Here is a 15,963-nt window from a genome sequence, read left to right as displayed (position 1 = left end):
GACTCATGCCGAACACCGACCCGCCCCGCGCCGACATCGACGCGCTGATCGACGCCGTCATCGACCGCGAAGGCCGATATGTAAACCACCCCGCCGACCGCGGCGGCGCGACCTGCTGGGGGATCACCGAGGCGGTGGCCCGCGCGCAGGGCTATGCGGGAGCGATGCGCGACTTGCCGCGCGACGAGGCGGCGGCGATCTACCGCGGCCTCTACTGGCGGCGCCCCGGCTTCGATCGGGTCGCGCTCCGTGCGCCCGCGATCGCCGCCGAGCTGTTCGACACCGGCGTCAACATGGGCACCGCGGTCGCCGCGGGTTTCCTCCAGCGCGCGCTCAACGCCCTGAACCGCGCGGCGCGCGACTATCCCGACATCGCCGTCGACCGCGCCGTCGGCCCGCGCACGCTGGCGGCGCTCGACGGCTTTCTGCGCACGCGCGGCACGGCGGGCGAAACGGTGCTGCTGCGCGCGATGGAGGCGCTGCAGGGCGAACGCTACATCGCGCTCGCCGAACGCCGCCCGAGCCAGGAGGCCTTTCTCTACGGTTGGCTCGCCAATCGCATCGGCCCGGGCTGACGCTTCACGGCGCGCCATTGGGCTGAACTTACCTGAACTTTGAACACAGGAGCACCAAAATGAGCATCATCGAAGGCCTGATCGGCCCCGTCGCCAAGCTGATCGACAAGATCATCCCCGACCCCGAAGCGCGCGACCGCGCCAAGCTCGAACTTCTGAAGCTCGAGGGCAGCCAGGAAATGGAGGCGATCAAGACGCGGATGACCGCGATCGTCGCCGAGGCCGGCAGCGCCGACCCCTGGACCAGCCGCGCGCGGCCGAGCTTCCTCTACGTCATGTACGCGCTCTTGCTCTGGGCGATCCCGATGGGCCTGATCGCCGCCGCGCGCCCCGACATGGCCAGGGGGATCGCCGACGGCATGAACGCCTATCTCGCCGGCATCCCCGAACCGCTATACGCGCTCTTCGGCACCGGCTACCTCGGCTACACCGCCGCGCGCGCGTGGGGCAAGGCAAAGGGCGTCGAGGGGTGAGAGGGTGAGCCCCTTCCTCCAAGGAAGGGGCACAACCCGATGAGATCGGCCTTGATGCAACCTAAGTCATCCCCGCCCGCTCGACCAGCCAGTCCGCGAACACCCGCTCGGCCGCGCGCTCCGCTCGCGCCAGCGGCCGCGTCAGCCAATAGGCCCCGACGTCGACCTCGCAGGCAAAGGGCTGCACCAGCCGCCCGTCGGCGAGTTCGGGCCCGAACATCGCGGCGGGCGCCAGCGCGACGCCCTCGCCCAGCAGCGCCGCCTGCACCATGATGATCGAAGTGTCGAACTGCGCCCCGCGCGCCGCGACCGGCGGCGTTCCCGCGGCGGCGAACCACGCCGGCCAGTCCTGCGCGCGATAGGAGCGGAGCAGCGGCCAGCGCGCGAGGTCGGCGGGATGGTGCAGCGTGTCGGCGATCGCGGGCGCGCAGAGCGGCGTCATCGGCGCGTCCATCACCCGCACCGCCTCGACGCTGCGCCACGCGCCGTCGCCGAAGCGGATCGACAGGTCGAGGCTGTCGGTCGAGGGGTCGGGCTTGTTGTTGTTGGTGAGCAGCCGCAGCTCGATATGCGGAAAGCGCCGCCGGAAATCGGGAAGCCGCCGCATCAGATGCCCCGCCGCGAAGGTGCCGACGACGCCGACCGTCAGCAGCTCGCGCGCCACGCCGCCGCGCACCAGGTCGATCCCCTGCTCGATCCGCGCGAGCGCGTCGGCGACCGTCGGCGCGAGCAGCAGCCCCTCGTCGGTCAGCACCAGGCCGCGCGAGGTGCGATGGAACAGGCTCTTGCCCAGCCAGGCCTCGAGCGCCTTGATCTGGTGGCTCACCGCCGCCTGGGTGACGAACAATTCCTTCGCCGCCTCGGTAAAACTCGCCTGCCGCGCCGCCGCGTCGAAGGCGCGCAGCAGGTTGAGCGAGATTTCGGTGATCGCCATGTCATATACCTTAGAAAATCTAATGCCCCTTCTGACCTAACATCGCTTGGACGCAAGGTCGAACTGGCGAAATATCGCCTCGCCAACCCAAGCCCATGAGGAATATCGATATGACCATCGCTTCGCTGTCGCGCCGCCGCCTGCTCTCGCTCGCCCCCGCCGCGGGCTTCGCGGGCTGGACCCTGCTGTCGGGCTGCACCCCCGATGCGAGCGACGCGCCGGCGAAGCAGCCGCAAAAGCCCGACCTGATCGCCGGGCGCCTCGCGGCGCTCGAAAAGCAGTCCGGCGGCCGGCTCGGCGTCGCCTTCCTCGATCCGGCGAGCGGGCGGACGACGGGGCATCGCGCCGACGAGCGCTTCGCGCTCTGCTCGACCTTCAAATGGCCGCTGTCGGCGGTGGTGCTGAAGGCGGTCGACGAGGGCAAGCTGACGCTCGACCGGCGCGTTCCCTATGGCAAGGCCGATCTGCTGCCCAACTCGCCCGTCACCCGGCAGAATGTCGCCAAGGGCGGCATGACCGTCGCCGAACTGATGGAGGCGACGATCACCGCGAGCGACAACGCCGCCGCCAATCTGCTCCTGCCGCTCGTCGGCGGGCCCGAGGCGGTGACGCGCCAGTTCCGCGCCTGGGGCGACCCGGTGACACGCCTCGATCGCGCCGAGCCGCACCTCAACCTCGTCGGCGAGGGCGAGGTGCGCGACACGACCACCCCCGCCGCCATGACCGCGCTGCTGCGCACCATCCTCCTCGGCGATGCGCTCAGCCCCGCCTCGCGGACGCGGCTGATCGATTGGGGCGTTGCGACCACGACCGGCCCCAAACGCCTGCGCGCCGGCCTGCCCGCGGGCTGGCGGATCGGCCACAAGACCGGCACCGCGATGGCGCCCGGCATGATGAACAAATATAATGACATCGCGATCGCCTTCCCGCCGAAAGGCGCGCCGCTGCTGATCGCCGCCTATTATGAAGGCCCGGTCGCCACCGACGCCATCCGCGAAGAAGATGAAACCGTCCTCGCCGCCGTCGGCCGCCTCGCCGCCGAATGGGCCGGCAAGGCATGATGGCTGAGGTCAGGCGGCCAGTGCCGCCTTGACCGCAGCGACCGCTGCATCCGCGGCCGCGCCATCCGGCCCGCCGCCCTGCGCCATGTCGGGCCGTCCGCCGCCGCCCTGACCGCCGAGCGCCGCGACCGCGGCCTTGACAAGATCGACGGCATTGTGGCTGCCGGTTGCATCGTCGGTCACCCCGACCGCGACCGACGCTCGGCCGTCGTTGACCGCGACGAGCATCGCGACGCCGCTGCCGACCTGTTTCTTGAGCCCGTCGACCGTGCCGCGAAGCTCCTTGGGGTCGAGCCCGTCGACGACCTGCGCCAGAAAGGCCGTGTCGCCGACCTTTTCGACCGCCGGGCCGCTCGCCGCGCCCGCGCCGCCGCCCCCAGAACCGCTAAGCGCCAGCGCCTTCCTCGCCTCGGCGAGTTCGCGCTCGGCCTTCTTGAGCGCGTCGGCCAGTTGCGCGACGCGCGCCGGCACCTCGTCGGGCGAGGTCTTGAGCGCCGCCGCCGCGGCCTTCAGCGCGTCGTCGCGGCCATTGAGCCACGCCCGCGCCGCTTCGCCGGTCAGCGCCTCGATGCGCCGCACCCCCGACGAGACCGCGCTTTCGCTGACGATCTTGAGCAGCGCGATGTCGCCGAGCGCGCGGACGTGCGTGCCCCCGCACAGCTCGACCGAATAGCTTTTGTCATCGGCCCGCCCCATGCTGAGCACGCGCACCTCGTCGCCATATTTCTCGCCGAACAGCGCCATCGCCCCCGCCGCGATCGCATCGTCGGGAGTCATCAGCCGCGTCGACACCTGTTCGTTGCCGCGGATCTGCGCGTTCACCTCGGCTTCGATGTCGGCGATCTCCTCGGCGGTCAGCGCTTTGGGATGCGAAAAGTCGAAGCGCAGCCGGTCCTCGGCGACAAGGCTGCCCTTCTGCGTCACATGCCCGCCGAGCCGGCCCCGCAGCGCGGCGTGCAGCAGGTGGGTCGCGCTGTGGTTGGCGCGGATGCGGTCGCGCCGCGCGGCGTCGACGGTGAGCTGCACCGTGTCGCCGACCTTCAGCGTCCCCGCCTCGAGCGTCGCCTGATGCGTATGCAGGCGGCCGAGCGGCTTGCCGGTGTCGCTGACCGCGGCCTTCGCGCCCTCCAGCGTCGCGATCGTCCCCGCGTCGCCCATCTGGCCGCCGCTCTCGCCATAGAAGGGCGTCTGGTTGGTCAGCACGACGACCTCGTCGCCGGCCCGGGCTTCGTCGACGGGCTTGCCGTCCTTGACGAGCGCGATCACCGTACCTTCGCCCGCGGTCGCGCCATAACCGGTGAATTCGGTGCTGCCGTTCGCTTCGGCGAGGTCGAACCAGATTTCGTCCGACGCCTTTTCGCCGCTGCCCTTCCACGCCGCGCGTGCCGCCGCCTTCTGCTGCGCCATCGCGGCGTCGAATCCGTCGCGGTCGACCGCGATGCCCTGCGCGCGCAGCGCGTCCTCGGTCAGATCATAGGGAAAGCCGAAGGTGTCGTAGAGCTTGAACGCGACGTCGCCGGGCAGCGTCGCCCCCTCGCCCATCCCCACCGTCGCCTCGTCGAGCAGCCGCAGCCCCTTGTCGAGCGTCTGGCGGAACTTCGTCTCCTCGCGTTCGAGCGTCTCGGCGATCAGCGGCTGGGCGCGGATCAGCTCGGGATAGGCGGCGCCCATCTCGGCGGTCAGCGCGGGCAGCAGCCGGTACATCAAGGGATCCTTCGCGCCGAGCAGGTGTGCGTGGCGCATCGCGCGGCGCATGATCCGCCGCAGCACATAGCCGCGCCCTTCGTTCGACGGCAGCACGCCGTCGGCGACGAGGAAGCTCGACGCGCGAAGGTGATCGGCGATCACGCGGTGGCTCGCCTGGGTCGCGCCCTCGGCCGGAACGCCGGTCAGCTCGACCGACGCCGCGATCAGCGCCTTGAAGGTGTCGGTGTCATAATTGTCGTGGACGCCCTGCAGCACCGCCGCGACGCGCTCCAGCCCCATGCCGGTGTCGATGCTCGGCCGCGGCAGGTCGACGCGCTCGCCGCCGGGAAGCTGCTCGTACTGCATGAACACGAGGTTCCAGATCTCGACGAAGCGGTCGCCGTCTTCCTCGGGCGATCCCGGCGGGCCGCCCCAGATGTGATCGCCATGATCGTAGAAGATCTCGCTGCACGGTCCGCACGGCCCGGTGTCGCCCATCGACCAGAAATTGTCGCTGGTCGGGATGCGGATGATCCGGCTTTCGGGCAGCCCCGAAATCTTCTTCCACAGGTCGAACGCCTCGTCGTCGGTGTGATAGACGGTCGCGGTCAGCTTCTCCGCCGGCAATCCCCATGTCTTGGTGATCAGCGCCCAGGCGTGATGGATCGCCTGTTCCTTGAAATAGTCGCCGAAGGAGAAATTCCCCAGCATTTCAAAGAAGGTATGGTGGCGCGCGGTGAAACCGACATTGTCGAGATCGTTGTGCTTGCCGCCGGCTCGGACGCATTTCTGCGACGAGGCCGCGGTGCTGTACGGGCGCTTCTCCAGCCCCGTGAAGACATTCTTGAACGGCACCATGCCCGCGTTGACGAACATCAGCGTCGGGTCGTTGTGCGGCACCAGCGGCGCCGACGGCTCGATATGGTGCCCGGCCCCGGCGAAATAGTCGAGGAAAGAGCGGCGAATGTCGTTGGTCGATGTCATGCGCGCGAATTAGGGATTTTATCGTTATGCGACAAGCGCGGAAACACGCGTCACCTTCATCGCCCGGTTCGATCAGAAGGCGGTCGCGATTCCCTTGCCCAGATAGCAGGGAAGCTGGTGGAGCACGTCCGCCTTGGGCACGCCGTCCTCCATCATGTCGGGCGGCACCTCCGACACGTCGGTCCGAACGACGGTGAAGGGCGCAGCAGGTTCGGCGCGGTGGACGACGACATAGCCGCAATCCATCGTCCCGTCCTTGCGGTCGCCGCGAAAGTCGAAGGCGGCATAGACGCCGGGCGGCTGCCCCGCGGGGTCGAGATACCAGCTCAGCCGCACGATGCGCAGCGTCCCGTCGACCCACAGCGCGCTGCGCTTGCGCAGGTTCATTTCCCATTCGAGCCGCGGGCTCGACGCCTGCAGCGACAGGCGGAGCATGGCATAAGCGGCGTCGTAATCACGCTTGGCAAGCGCCGACACATAGGCCGCGAACCGGTCGATCGCGCCTTCCTCGTCGGGCGCGGCCGGGGTGAACGTCCTGCCTTCGGGGGCGATGACGTCGCGCTCGACCTCGGGTCCAAGCTGCGGCGGCGCCGCAATCGCGGCGCCTGCGATACCGAAAAGGGCGGCGGCCAGCGCGACCCGGCGAACGGCGAAATGCCGCTCAATAGCCATAATAGGCCCCGCCCTTTTCGCGCGCGCGACGCCACGCGGGGCGGTCGTGGCACATGTTCACGAACCCGGCGAGCCCGGGATAATGCGGCGCCATGCCCTGCATCACCGCGATCTCGGCGGGAAAGCTCAGCATGATGTCGGCCGCCGACAGCGCGTCGCCGACGAAATGACCGCTCGGGCGAAGCCGGCTTTCCATATAGGCGAAATGCGACTCGAGCTGCTGGGTGATCCGCGCCTCGAGCGGCGCCGCCGCCGCGCCGAGCCGCGCGGTGTAGACGCGCAGCAGGATCGGCGTCATCGCCGATCCCTCGGCGAAATGCATCCATTCGAGGTGGCGGATATGATCGTCGGTACCGCGCTCGGGGACGAGAGAAGCGCCGCCGTGGCGCTCGCAAAGATATTCGACGATCGCCCCCGATTCGGTGACCACCCGGCCATCGTCCTCGATCACCGGCGACTTGCCGAGCGGGTGGACCGCGAGCAGCTCGGGCGGCGCAAGGTTGGTCTCCGGATCGCGATCGTAAAATTTGATCTCGTAAGGCGCGCCGATTTCCTCGAGCAACCACAGGATGCGCTGCGAACGGCTGTTGTTGAGATGGTGGACGATCAGGCTCATCGCGCTCTCCTTCGGCTCGCGTCGGGTTGGACGACGATTTGGAGCGGACCCGTGCGAAAGGGAAGAAAATTCGCGCGGAGGCACGGAGAACATAGAGAGGCAGGCTTTGCGTCCCAGCCTTCTCTGCATATCTGCACGGGTTTTCCATTCGCTATGGAACGACCGTTAGCGACCGGTTGCGGTTACATGCGACGTGATCCCCGGCGGAAGCCGGGGTCCAGGGCGTTAGAAACCGATGCTGGCTGGTCGCGCTCTGGACCCCGGCTTTCGCCGGGGATCACCAGATGGGCCATCCTCTGGAGCGCGCGCCTGTCTTTCATCGTCACCCCGGACTCGATCCGGGGTCCCGCTTGATGCTCAAGCCAGTCAATACCTCAGAAAGCGAGAGATCCCGGATCAAGTCCGGGGTGACGAATGTCGGAAACCGACCGGTTGCTGCCATATCCGACGTGTACCCCGGCGAAAGCCGGGGCCCAGGGCTTCGTCGCGCATCCCTAGCTTTTTATCGCCCTGGACCCCGGCTTTCGCCGGGGCACACAATGGAATGGAAACGTCCGCTTCCCACCCCAAAGCCGCCATCGCGCTCGAACCGCAAACGGCGGGATCGTCCACGCAGGGATCAACGGCGGGCGGGCCGACCTGCGAAAGGGAGAGAGCAGGTCCAAGGGGCATGGGGCCCGCCGCCGTCGGCCAGCCGGTCAGGAGGGGCGGACCGGCCGGATGGCGAGGGTCGGGATCGCGCGCTGCGATCCCGACGCCTTAGATGTCGTCGTCGCCCTCGTCGTCGGGGCCAGCCATCATCTCCTCGGCCACTTCGTCGGTGCGGCCGCGGATCGCGGTTTCGAGCCGTTCGCGAAGCTCGGGATTCTCGGTCAGGAAGGTTTTCGCATTCTCGCGGCCCTGCCCGATGCGGATCGAGTCATAGCTGAACCAGGCGCCCGATTTCTCGACCAGTCCGGCCTTGACGCCGATATCGAGAATCTCGCCGATCTTCGAAATGCCCTGCCCGTACATGATGTCGAATTCGACCTGCTTGAACGGCGGCGCGACCTTGTTCTTCACCACCTTCACGCGCGTCGTGTTGCCGACGATCTCGTCGCCGTTCTTGATCTGGCCGGTGCGGCGGATGTCGAGGCGGACCGAGGCGTAGAATTTGAGCGCGTTGCCGCCCGTCGTCGTCTCGGGATTGCCGTACATCACGCCGATCTTCATGCGCAGCTGGTTGATGAAGATCACCATGCAGCGCGAGCGGCTGATCGAACCCGTCAGCTTGCGCAGGCTCTGCGACATCAACCGCGCCTGCAGGCCGACATGGCTGTCGCCCATCTCGCCCTCGATCTCGGCGCGCGGCACCAGCGCGGCGACCGAGTCGACGACGAGCACGTCGATCGCGTTCGAACGCACCAGCGTGTCGACGATCTCGAGCGCCTGTTCGCCCGTGTCGGGCTGCGACACGATCAGCTCGTCGATGTCGACCCCCAGCTTCTTCGCATAGACGGGGTCAAGCGCATGTTCGGCGTCGACGAAAGCGACCGTGCCGCCGGTCTTCTGCGCTTCGGCCAGCGTATGCAGCGCCAGCGTCGTCTTGCCCGAGCTTTCGGGACCATAGATTTCGATCACGCGGCCGCGCGGAAGGCCGCCGACCCCCAGCGCGATGTCGAGCCCGAGCGACCCGGTCGAGATCGCCTCGACCTGCATCGCCTCCTTCGAGCCCAGCTTCATCACCGAGCCCTTGCCGAAGGCGCGGTCGATCTGCGCCAATGCGGCGTCGAGCGCCTTCTGCCTGTCCGTTCCGTTCACTGATTTCCCCGATTCGACGAGTGACAATTGTCCGGCCATTACCGTCCCTTTCCTGCTCTAGAGCGAAGGCAGAAGCATCGCAACGCCCGACCTCTGTACGACATTTGTTCTCAAAGAACAAGAGGGGAACAATGGGAAGCGGAATGACGGGGATTTCGTCGCTACTCGCGGAAGAAATCCTGCAAGACCGCCTCGATCTCGCTCAGCCGGAACGGCTTGGACACGAGCTTGCGGTGCGCGTGCGCGGGCGGGATCACGTCGCCGCCGCCCGAGGTGAAGGCAAAGGGGATATCGCGCTCGGCCAGCGCGTCGGCGACCGGCCATCCCTTGGTCTCGCCGAGATTGATGTCGATGAGCGCCGCCGCGACCGGCTCCGCGTCGATAATGGCCAGCGCGTCCTCGACCGCGGCCGCCTGCGCAGGCTCCGCGAAACCGAGGGCGTCGAACATGTCGGCCAGCATCATGCCGATCAGCACATCGTCCTCGACGAGCAGGATCAGCCGGTCATCCGCCATTGGAAATCCGATGCGCCGCAGCGTCGAGCGCCGCCGACGTCGCTTCCGCCAATTGCGCGACCGAAAAGGGTTTGGGCAGAAAAGCGACCTGGTCGATGTCGATCGACTGGCGGAGCTGCTCCTCGGCATAGCCCGACATGAACAGCACGGGCAGGTCGGGCCGCTTGGCGCGCATCGCGCGCACCATCGCGGGGCCATCCATCACCGGCATCACCACGTCGCTGATCACCAGGTCGATCCTGTCCATCGTGCCGAAACGTTCGAGTCCCTCTTCGCCCTGCGCGGCGGTCATGACAGTATAACCCGCGCGGACCAGCGCGCGTTCCGCGACCGCGCGCACCATGTCCTCGTCCTCGACGAGCAAAATGGTCCCGGTGCCCCACTGACTCTTTCGCGGCTTGATCGCCGGCGGCGCCGCGACAGGCGCGCCGCTTTCGGTGCGGTGGACCGGCAGATAGATGGTGAAGCTCGTCCCCTGCCCCGGCTTGCTGTCGGCGAAGATGAAACCCGCCGATTGCTTGATGATGCCATAGACGGTCGACAGGCCGAGCCCCGTCCCCTTCCCCACATCCTTGGTCGTGAAGAAGGGCTCGAATATCTTGGGCAGCACGTCGGCAGGAATGCCGGTGCCCGTATCGCTGACCTTGAGCGCGCTATAATCGGCAGGCGGCATGATCTCGCTGCCCATCTGCCGTACCTCTGCCGCGGTGACCGGATAGGTCTCGATCGTCAGCGTACCGCCCCCCGACATCGCGTCGCGCGCGTTGACCGCGAGGTTGATGATCACCTGCTCGAGCTGCCCCGGGTCGGCGCGCACCGCGCCCAGCCCGCGGCCGTGATGCACCGACAGCTGCACCGTTTCGCCGATCAGCCGCTTCAAGAGATGCGAGACCTCCGAAATCACGTCGGGCAGCTGCAATATCTGCGGCCGCAGCGTCTGCTGGCGCGAGAAAGCGAGCAGTTGCCGCGTCAGGCTGGCGGCGCGATTGGCGTTGCTGCGGATCTGCTGGATATCGTCATAGTCGCTGTCGCCGGGCGTGTGCCGCATCAGCATCAGATCGCACGCGCCGAGCACCGCGGTCAGGATATTGTTGAAGTCGTGCGCGACGCCGCCCGCGAGCTGGCCCACCGCCTGCATCTTCGATTGCTGCGCGACCTGGCGCTTCAGCCGCGATTCCTCGCTCGAATCCTTGAGGCTGAGCAGCACCGCCGCCTCGCCGAGCCCGCGCACCCCGACGACGCGCATCGACACCGGCTCGTCGCCCTGCCCGGCGAGCCGGATCGACAGGTCGCCGCCGACCTGCTGCCCGCTGCTGTGGCGGCGGATCATGTCGGCAAGCGGTCCCTTGTCCTCTCCCACGACCAGATCGCCCGGATAGCGCGGCATCCGCCCATCGGCGATGCCGGCGGCGCGGAGGAAGGCGCGGTTCGTGTAAAGGAAGCGCCCGTCGCGATCGACCATCGCCAGCCCGAAGGGCAGCAGCGACAGCAAGGTTTCGACATAGGTCTGCGCCGTGCCGCGGTCGGCGGGCCCGATCTCCTCGTCGATCAGCGCGAGCAGCATCGGCCCGCCCGCGCCAGCGGGCGCGAGCGGAATCTGGATCATCCGCACCGGCGTGGTGCGGTCGCCCTCGCGCGCGAAATAGAGCGCCCCGGCGTCGTCGAGCCGCAGCATCGCCGCCGCGTCGCGCCCGGCATAATGGGCGCGGTCGCTCTCGCCGAGCGCGCGGAGCAGGAAGGCCTCATTGGCGACGCGCAGCCGTCCCTCGGCGCTGACCAGCGCCGCCATGATCCCCGCCTGGCCAAGCGTTCGCCCGGCCGGGCCGTCGAGGTGACGGACGATTTCCGATGCGAGGTCAAGCCGTTCGTGCGCCGCGAAGCGCCAGACCAGATAATCCTCGGCCTGTCCCGTCCGCGTGACCTGCGCGCGCAATTGCAGGCCGCCGACCGATATCTCGTCGGCACGCCCCTCGCCGTCGCGCCACGCGGCACGGCCGGCATTTTTGAGCTGTTCGGCGCCGCGGCCTTCGAGCGGCAGTCCGGGCGGGGTCACGAAGCCGCCCATCCAGGTCGCGAACAGGTCGTTGGCGCAGACCATTCGGCCCGCGCGGTCGGTCACGGCAATGGCGACGTCGTCGTGCGCGACCGCCTGCCGCAACATGGTCCAGTCGGGTGCCCCCGCCTCGCCCGCCGTCGCAGCGGGAAACAGACGGCGGGCGAGAATCACGCCACCGATGGCGATTGCGATTCCCGCGACGAAACCCGCCGCCAGCACCGGATCGCGCGTCGCCCAGAACAGCAGCGCGACCGACAGCAGCGCGAGACCCGCGAGCAGCCCGGCATCGACCCGCGACAGGCCCGCAGGCGCCGTCCCGACGGGACCCGCCCCCCTGCCGACGTCGGCATCAGCGGAAGGCAGGCTCGTCGCGTTCAATCTCGGGCTTTCCTTATTCGCGCATCACCAGATGCGGACACGATCCTTGGGCGCCAGATAGAGCTTCTGGCCTTCCTTTACCTGATAGGCCTTATACCAGGGGTCAAGGTTGCGCGAGACCCAACTCCGCTGGATCGAGGGCGAATGCGGGTCGGTGGTGATGCGCTGCGACAGATTCTGCTCGCGATAGTTGCGCCGCCACACCTGCGCCCAGCCGAGGAAGAAGCGCTGGTCGCCGGTCATCCCGCCCAACACCGGCGCCTCCTTGCCGCCCAGCGACTTCTTGTAGGCATCATAGGCGATGGTCAGCCCGGCGAGGTCGCCGATATTCTCGCCCAGCGTGAACTCACCGTCGAGATGCTCACCGGGCAGCACTTCATAAGCGCTGTATTGCGCGACCAGCGCCTTGCCCGCCGCCTCGAACGCCTTGACGTCTTCGGGAGTCCACCAGTCGGCGAGCTTGCCGGTTTCGTCATATTTGGCGCCCTGATCGTCGAAATGATGGCTGATCTCGTGACCGATGACGGCGCCGATGCCGCCATAGTTGATCGCCGGATCGGCGTTGGGGTCGAAGAAGGGCGGCTGCAGGATCGCGGCCGGGAAGACAATCTCGTTCATGCCGAAATTGGCGTAGGCGTTGACCGTCATCGGGGTCATCCCCCATTCCCAGCGCCGGATCGGCCCGCCGAGGCGGCTGATATTGTCGTCGTGCGCGAACTGGTTCGATCGCAGCGCATTGCCGAACAGGTCGTCCGCCTTGATCTCGAGCTTGCTGTAATCCTTCCACTTGTCGGGATAGCCGATCTTGGTGGTGAAGTTCGCGAGCTTCTTGCGCGCCCTGACCTTGGTTTCGGGCTGCATCCACGTCAGATTGTCGATGCGGCTTCCCAGCGCCGCGATGACATTCTTCACCAGCTTGTCCATTTCCGCCTTGGTTTCGGGCGTGAAATATTTGGCGACATAATCCTGGCCGACGGCCTCGCCCATATTGTTCGTGGTGAAATCGACCGCGCGTTTCCAGCGCTCCTGCATCTCGGGCGTGCCCGACAGCGCGGTGTCGTAGAAGGAAAAGGCTTCCTTCGCCACCGCGTCGGGCAGCACGTCGGCAAAGCCGTCGAGGCTGCGCACGAGCAACAGGTCGCGGATCACGCCGATCGGCGCGTCGGCGATCAGCTTCGCTTCGCCGGTGAAGGCGCTCGGCTGTGCGACAAGGATCGAATCCTCCTTGACCCCGACCCCGCGTATGAAGCCCGCCCAGTCGAAGCCCGGCGCCGCCTGCGTCAGCTCGGCGATCGTCATCTTGTTATAGACCTTGGTCGCGTCGCTGCTGTCGTTCTTGTCCCAGTGGACGGTCGCGATCTGTTTTTCGAAATCATAGATCGCCTGCGCGCGCGCGGCGGCGTCTTTCTCGCCCGCCAGCGTCAGCACATTCTGCAGATGCTGGAGATAGGCCGCCTGCAGCTTGGCGTTGCGCTCGCCATCCTTCAGATAGAAATCGCGGTCGGGCATGCCGATGCCGCCCTGATAGAGCGAATAGATATAGACGTCGGGATTCTTGTCGTCCTGCCCGACATAGCCGCCGAAGAAATGCTGGATGCCGTTGCGGTCGGCCTCGGCGAGCAGCTTGACGAGCCCCGCCTTGTCGACGCTGCGTACCTTGGCGAGCCACGGCTCGATCGGCGCCAGCCCCTTCGCCTCGACCGCTGCGGCGTCGAGATAAGAGGCATAGGCGCGCCCGATCATGCTGTCCGGATTGCCCCTCGCGGCCTCGAGAATCTCCTGCGTACGCTTCTGCGACAGGTCGGCGAGCGCGGTGAACATGCCGTAATTCGACTTGTCGGCGGGGATCGCGGTGTTCTTCGCCCAGGTGCCGTTGGCATAGGCATAGAAATCGTCGCCGGGCAGGACGGTCCTGTCCATGCCCGACGCGTCGAAGCCATAATCGCCGATTTCGGGCTTGGCGGACGCCTTCGCGTCGGCGCTTTTCGTTTCTTCCTTCGCGGCGAGTTGCACAGCGGGCGCCATGCCGAACAGAAGGGCGCCGAGCGCCGCCGTCGCCAGCAGGCGCGAAGAGAGTTTCGGACGGATCATGATTTTCCCCAGTTTGAAACGGAACAGGATCGCGCCGCGCGGGCGCGGCACGGGCTGATGATGCGACAGCTATAACCGGGCGCGGGGGCCGTTCAACCGGCCGCGGCGTCGCTCGTCGACGCCTCAAGTCGTTTGTCGCGCGCAAGCTGCAGCTTGCGCCGCCAGCGCAGCCGGATCCAATTGTCCCAGATCAGCGTCGCGAGCACATAGCCGACGAGCGCGGACACCGCCGAAATGACGAACAGCCCGGCAATCAGCGCGGGCGCGGCATCGGAGAGCAGCCAGCGCAGCCATTGCGCGACCGTCGCCCCTTGTTCGACCATCACCGAAAAGGTCGCCACATTGGCGTGGAGCCCGAACATGCGGTCGCCGAGCCATACCGATGCCGCGATGATGAACGGCGTCGTCACCGGGTTCGACAGAAAGGTCATCGCCGCGCCGATCGGAATATTGGCGCGAAAGGGCAAGGCGAGCAGCGCGACGCCCAATATCTGCACGCCGGGGATCAGCAGGAAGATGCCGACGAACAGGCCCAGCGCGGTTCCGCGCGGGACCGACGTGCGCGTGAAGCGCCATAAATGACTGTGCGCGACGCGATGCGCGAACGGCCGGACGAACCGGCTCGCCAGCAACTCCTCGCGCGTCGGCGAATTGCGGCGAATCCAGTTCATCACCGCCGCCTTGTCGCGGACTTTGGGGTCGCGAGGCGCGTTGCCGCTCATCCGCGCTCCTTCATCAATCTCTGCTTGTCGCGCTTCCAGTCGCGTTCCTTGATCGATTCGCGCTTGTCGTGCGCCTTCTTGCCCTTGGCGAGCGCGAGTTCGACCTTCGCGCGGCCGCGGCTGTTGAAATAGACCGAGAGCGGCACCAGCGTCATCCCCTGCCGCATCACCCCCGCGTGCAGCTTGTTGATCTCGCGGCCGTTGAGCAGCAGCTTGCGCGGCCGCCGCGGCTCGTGGTTGAAGCGGTTGCCGTGGCTGAACTCGGGAATGTTGGCGTTGATCAGCCACACCTCGCCACCCGTCACTTCGGCATAGCTTTCGGCGATCGTCCCCTCGCCGAAACGCAGCGATTTGACCTCGGTCCCCTGCAGCGCGATCCCCGCCTCGAACACCTGCTCGATGGCATAGTCGAAGCGCGCGCGCCGGTTCTCGGCGACGACCTTTTTCTTGTCGAATTCGGCGGCGGACTGCGGACGGGCCATCGGGAAACCTAGAAAACTCCCGCCGCTTCGAGCGCGGCGTCGACGGCGGCGCGCGAGGCGGCCGACGCCGGAATGATGGGCAGGCGCACTTCGGGGTCGAACCAGTCGTGGATGCGCGACAGCGCATATTTGACGGGCCCCGGCGACGCGTCGGAGAACATCGCCTTGTGCAGCGCGAACAGCCGGTCGTGGAGCGCCAGCGCGCGCGTCCAGTCGCCGGCGGCGCAGGCGGCGGCGAAGTCGGCGCAAAGGCGCGGCGCGACATTGGCGGTCACCGAGATGCAGCCGACCCCGCCCATCGCGGCGTGCGGCAGCCACAGATCGTCGTTGCCCGAAAGCTGGCAGAAATCATGTCCCGCCCCGGCGCGCTGGACGGTGACGCGGGCAAGATCGCCGCTCGCATCCTTGATCGCGACCACGCTCGGGATTTCGGCGAGCTTGCACATCGTCTCGGCGCTGATGTCGGTCACCGTGCGGCCCGGCACGTTATAGACGACGATCGGCAAGTCGCTCGCCTCGGCGAGCGCGCGGAAATGCGCGAGCAGCCCATCCTGCGTCGGCCGGTTGTAATAGGGCGCGACGACCAGCGCGGCATCGGCGCCCGCCGCCTGCGCGTGGCGCATGTGGCGGATCGCGGTCGCGGTGTCGTTCGACCCGCAGCCCGCGATCACCGGAACGCGCCCCGCCGCCGCCTCGATGCAGCAGTCGATCACCCGATAATGTTCGTCGAAGCCCAGCGTCGGGCTTTCGCCCGTGGTGCCGCACGGAACCAGCGCGCTCGTCCCCGCGTCGATCTGCCAGTCGACCAGCCGTTTGAAGGCGGGAGCGTCGAACGCCCCACCGCGAAATGGCGTCACCAAGGCGGGAATCGACCCCGAGAACATGCACCGCTCCTTTACAAAAATCGCGCCGCGACCG

General features: G+C 67.4%; 14 protein-coding genes. 3 read left to right on the top strand and 11 right to left on the bottom strand.

All coding sequences use genetic code 11. The annotated features are described in order from the left end of the window. The first annotated feature begins 5 nt into the window (after window positions 1-5). A complete protein-coding gene (locus ACOTSS_RS05960; RefSeq protein ID WP_448690595.1) occupies window positions 6-575 on the top strand; it encodes a glycoside hydrolase family 108 protein in 570 nt (189 codons plus the stop codon). A gap of 59 nt (window positions 576-634) precedes the next feature. Continuing rightward, window positions 635-1,048 (top strand): holin family protein, encoded by a 414-nt coding sequence (locus ACOTSS_RS05955; protein ID WP_095386282.1) that lies wholly within the window; start codon window positions 635-637, stop codon window positions 1,046-1,048. 61 nt (window positions 1,049-1,109) lie between these two features. Here ACOTSS_RS05955 and ACOTSS_RS05950 read toward each other — a convergent pair whose 3' ends face one another. Further along, a complete protein-coding gene (locus ACOTSS_RS05950; RefSeq protein WP_448690594.1) occupies window positions 1,110-1,982 on the bottom strand; it encodes a LysR family transcriptional regulator in 873 nt (290 codons plus the stop codon). Between the two features lie 110 nt (window positions 1,983-2,092). On the opposite strand from ACOTSS_RS05950, the gene bla reads away from it, so the two are divergent. Next, on the top strand, window positions 2,093-3,043 hold the full coding sequence (gene bla / locus ACOTSS_RS05945; RefSeq protein WP_448690593.1) for a class A beta-lactamase: 951 nt from the start codon (window positions 2,093-2,095) through the stop codon (window positions 3,041-3,043). Window positions 3,044-3,052: 9 nt separating this feature from the next. Here the strand turns inward: bla and alaS are convergent, their stop codons facing one another. The 10 genes from alaS to dapA all read right to left on the bottom strand — a co-directional run bounded on the left by alaS (window position 3,053) and on the right by dapA (window position 15,929). After that, entirely contained in the window at window positions 3,053-5,713 is a 2,661-nt protein-coding gene (gene alaS, locus ACOTSS_RS05940; RefSeq protein WP_448690592.1) for an alanine--tRNA ligase, read from the bottom strand. 72 nt (window positions 5,714-5,785) lie between these two features. Next, window positions 5,786-6,385 (bottom strand): hypothetical protein, encoded by a 600-nt coding sequence (locus tag ACOTSS_RS05935; protein ID WP_448690591.1) that lies wholly within the window; start codon window positions 6,383-6,385, stop codon window positions 5,786-5,788. Beyond that, complete coding sequence (locus ACOTSS_RS05930) at window positions 6,375-7,001, bottom strand: glutathione S-transferase family protein (RefSeq protein ID WP_448690590.1); 627 nt, start codon at window positions 6,999-7,001, stop codon at window positions 6,375-6,377. The genes ACOTSS_RS05935 and ACOTSS_RS05930 overlap by 11 nt, the downstream gene beginning before the upstream one ends. Window positions 7,002-7,760: 759 nt before the next feature. After that, the gene (recA, locus tag ACOTSS_RS05925) at window positions 7,761-8,840 is read right to left on the bottom strand and encodes a recombinase RecA (protein ID WP_448690589.1); all 1,080 of its coding nucleotides are present in this window, start codon (window positions 8,838-8,840) and stop codon (window positions 7,761-7,763) included. Window positions 8,841-8,962: 122 nt separating this feature from the next. Next, entirely contained in the window at window positions 8,963-9,316 is a 354-nt protein-coding gene (locus tag ACOTSS_RS05920) for a response regulator (protein ID WP_448690588.1), read from the bottom strand. Then, the gene (locus tag ACOTSS_RS05915; RefSeq protein ID WP_448691299.1) at window positions 9,306-11,672 is read right to left on the bottom strand and encodes a response regulator; all 2,367 of its coding nucleotides are present in this window, start codon (window positions 11,670-11,672) and stop codon (window positions 9,306-9,308) included. The genes ACOTSS_RS05920 and ACOTSS_RS05915 overlap by 11 nt, the downstream gene beginning before the upstream one ends. Window positions 11,673-11,774: 102 nt before the next feature. Next, window positions 11,775-13,841 (bottom strand): M13 family metallopeptidase, encoded by a 2,067-nt coding sequence (locus tag ACOTSS_RS05910; RefSeq protein ID WP_448690587.1) that lies wholly within the window; start codon window positions 13,839-13,841, stop codon window positions 11,775-11,777. A gap of 92 nt (window positions 13,842-13,933) precedes the next feature. Beyond that, window positions 13,934-14,563, bottom strand: a complete 630-nt coding sequence (locus tag ACOTSS_RS05905) for a DUF2062 domain-containing protein (RefSeq protein ID WP_176473480.1) — start codon at window positions 14,561-14,563, stop codon at window positions 13,934-13,936. Further along, a complete protein-coding gene (gene smpB / locus ACOTSS_RS05900) occupies window positions 14,560-15,045 on the bottom strand; it encodes an SsrA-binding protein SmpB (RefSeq protein ID WP_095386291.1) in 486 nt (161 codons plus the stop codon). The genes ACOTSS_RS05905 and smpB overlap by 4 nt, the downstream gene beginning before the upstream one ends. A gap of 8 nt (window positions 15,046-15,053) precedes the next feature. Continuing rightward, complete coding sequence (gene dapA, locus ACOTSS_RS05895) at window positions 15,054-15,929, bottom strand: 4-hydroxy-tetrahydrodipicolinate synthase (protein ID WP_448690586.1); 876 nt, start codon at window positions 15,927-15,929, stop codon at window positions 15,054-15,056. Window positions 15,930-15,963 lie beyond the last annotated feature (34 nt).

The sequence above is a fragment of the Sphingopyxis sp. NJF-3 genome, assembly GCF_053514865.1.
The sequence above is the reverse complement of the archived record's forward strand: the minus strand, read 5'-3'. Positions and strand labels throughout refer to the sequence as shown.

What these genes read in the sequence shown, in the direction of transcription:
- ACOTSS_RS05960 (WP_448690595.1), top strand. Translation starts at nt 6, where the DNA reads ATGCCGAACACCGACCCGCCCCGCGCCGACATCGACGCGCTGATCGAC.
- ACOTSS_RS05955 (WP_095386282.1), top strand. Translation starts at nt 635, where the DNA reads ATGAGCATCATCGAAGGCCTGATCGGCCCCGTCGCCAAGCTGATCGAC.
- ACOTSS_RS05950 (WP_448690594.1), bottom strand. Translation starts at nt 1,982, where the DNA reads ATGGCGATCACCGAAATCTCGCTCAACCTGCTGCGCGCCTTCGACGCG.
- bla (WP_448690593.1), top strand. Translation starts at nt 2,093, where the DNA reads ATGACCATCGCTTCGCTGTCGCGCCGCCGCCTGCTCTCGCTCGCCCCC.
- alaS (WP_448690592.1), bottom strand. Translation starts at nt 5,713, where the DNA reads ATGACATCGACCAACGACATTCGCCGCTCTTTCCTCGACTATTTCGCC.
- ACOTSS_RS05935 (WP_448690591.1), bottom strand. Translation starts at nt 6,385, where the DNA reads ATGGCTATTGAGCGGCATTTCGCCGTTCGCCGGGTCGCGCTGGCCGCC.
- ACOTSS_RS05930 (WP_448690590.1), bottom strand. Translation starts at nt 7,001, where the DNA reads ATGAGCCTGATCGTCCACCATCTCAACAACAGCCGTTCGCAGCGCATC.
- recA (WP_448690589.1), bottom strand. Translation starts at nt 8,840, where the DNA reads ATGGCCGGACAATTGTCACTCGTCGAATCGGGGAAATCAGTGAACGGA.
- ACOTSS_RS05920 (WP_448690588.1), bottom strand. Translation starts at nt 9,316, where the DNA reads ATGGCGGATGACCGGCTGATCCTGCTCGTCGAGGACGATGTGCTGATC.
- ACOTSS_RS05910 (WP_448690587.1), bottom strand. Translation starts at nt 13,841, where the DNA reads ATGATCCGTCCGAAACTCTCTTCGCGCCTGCTGGCGACGGCGGCGCTC.
- ACOTSS_RS05905 (WP_176473480.1), bottom strand. Translation starts at nt 14,563, where the DNA reads ATGAGCGGCAACGCGCCTCGCGACCCCAAAGTCCGCGACAAGGCGGCG.
- smpB (WP_095386291.1), bottom strand. Translation starts at nt 15,045, where the DNA reads ATGGCCCGTCCGCAGTCCGCCGCCGAATTCGACAAGAAAAAGGTCGTC.
- dapA (WP_448690586.1), bottom strand. Translation starts at nt 15,929, where the DNA reads ATGTTCTCGGGGTCGATTCCCGCCTTGGTGACGCCATTTCGCGGTGGG.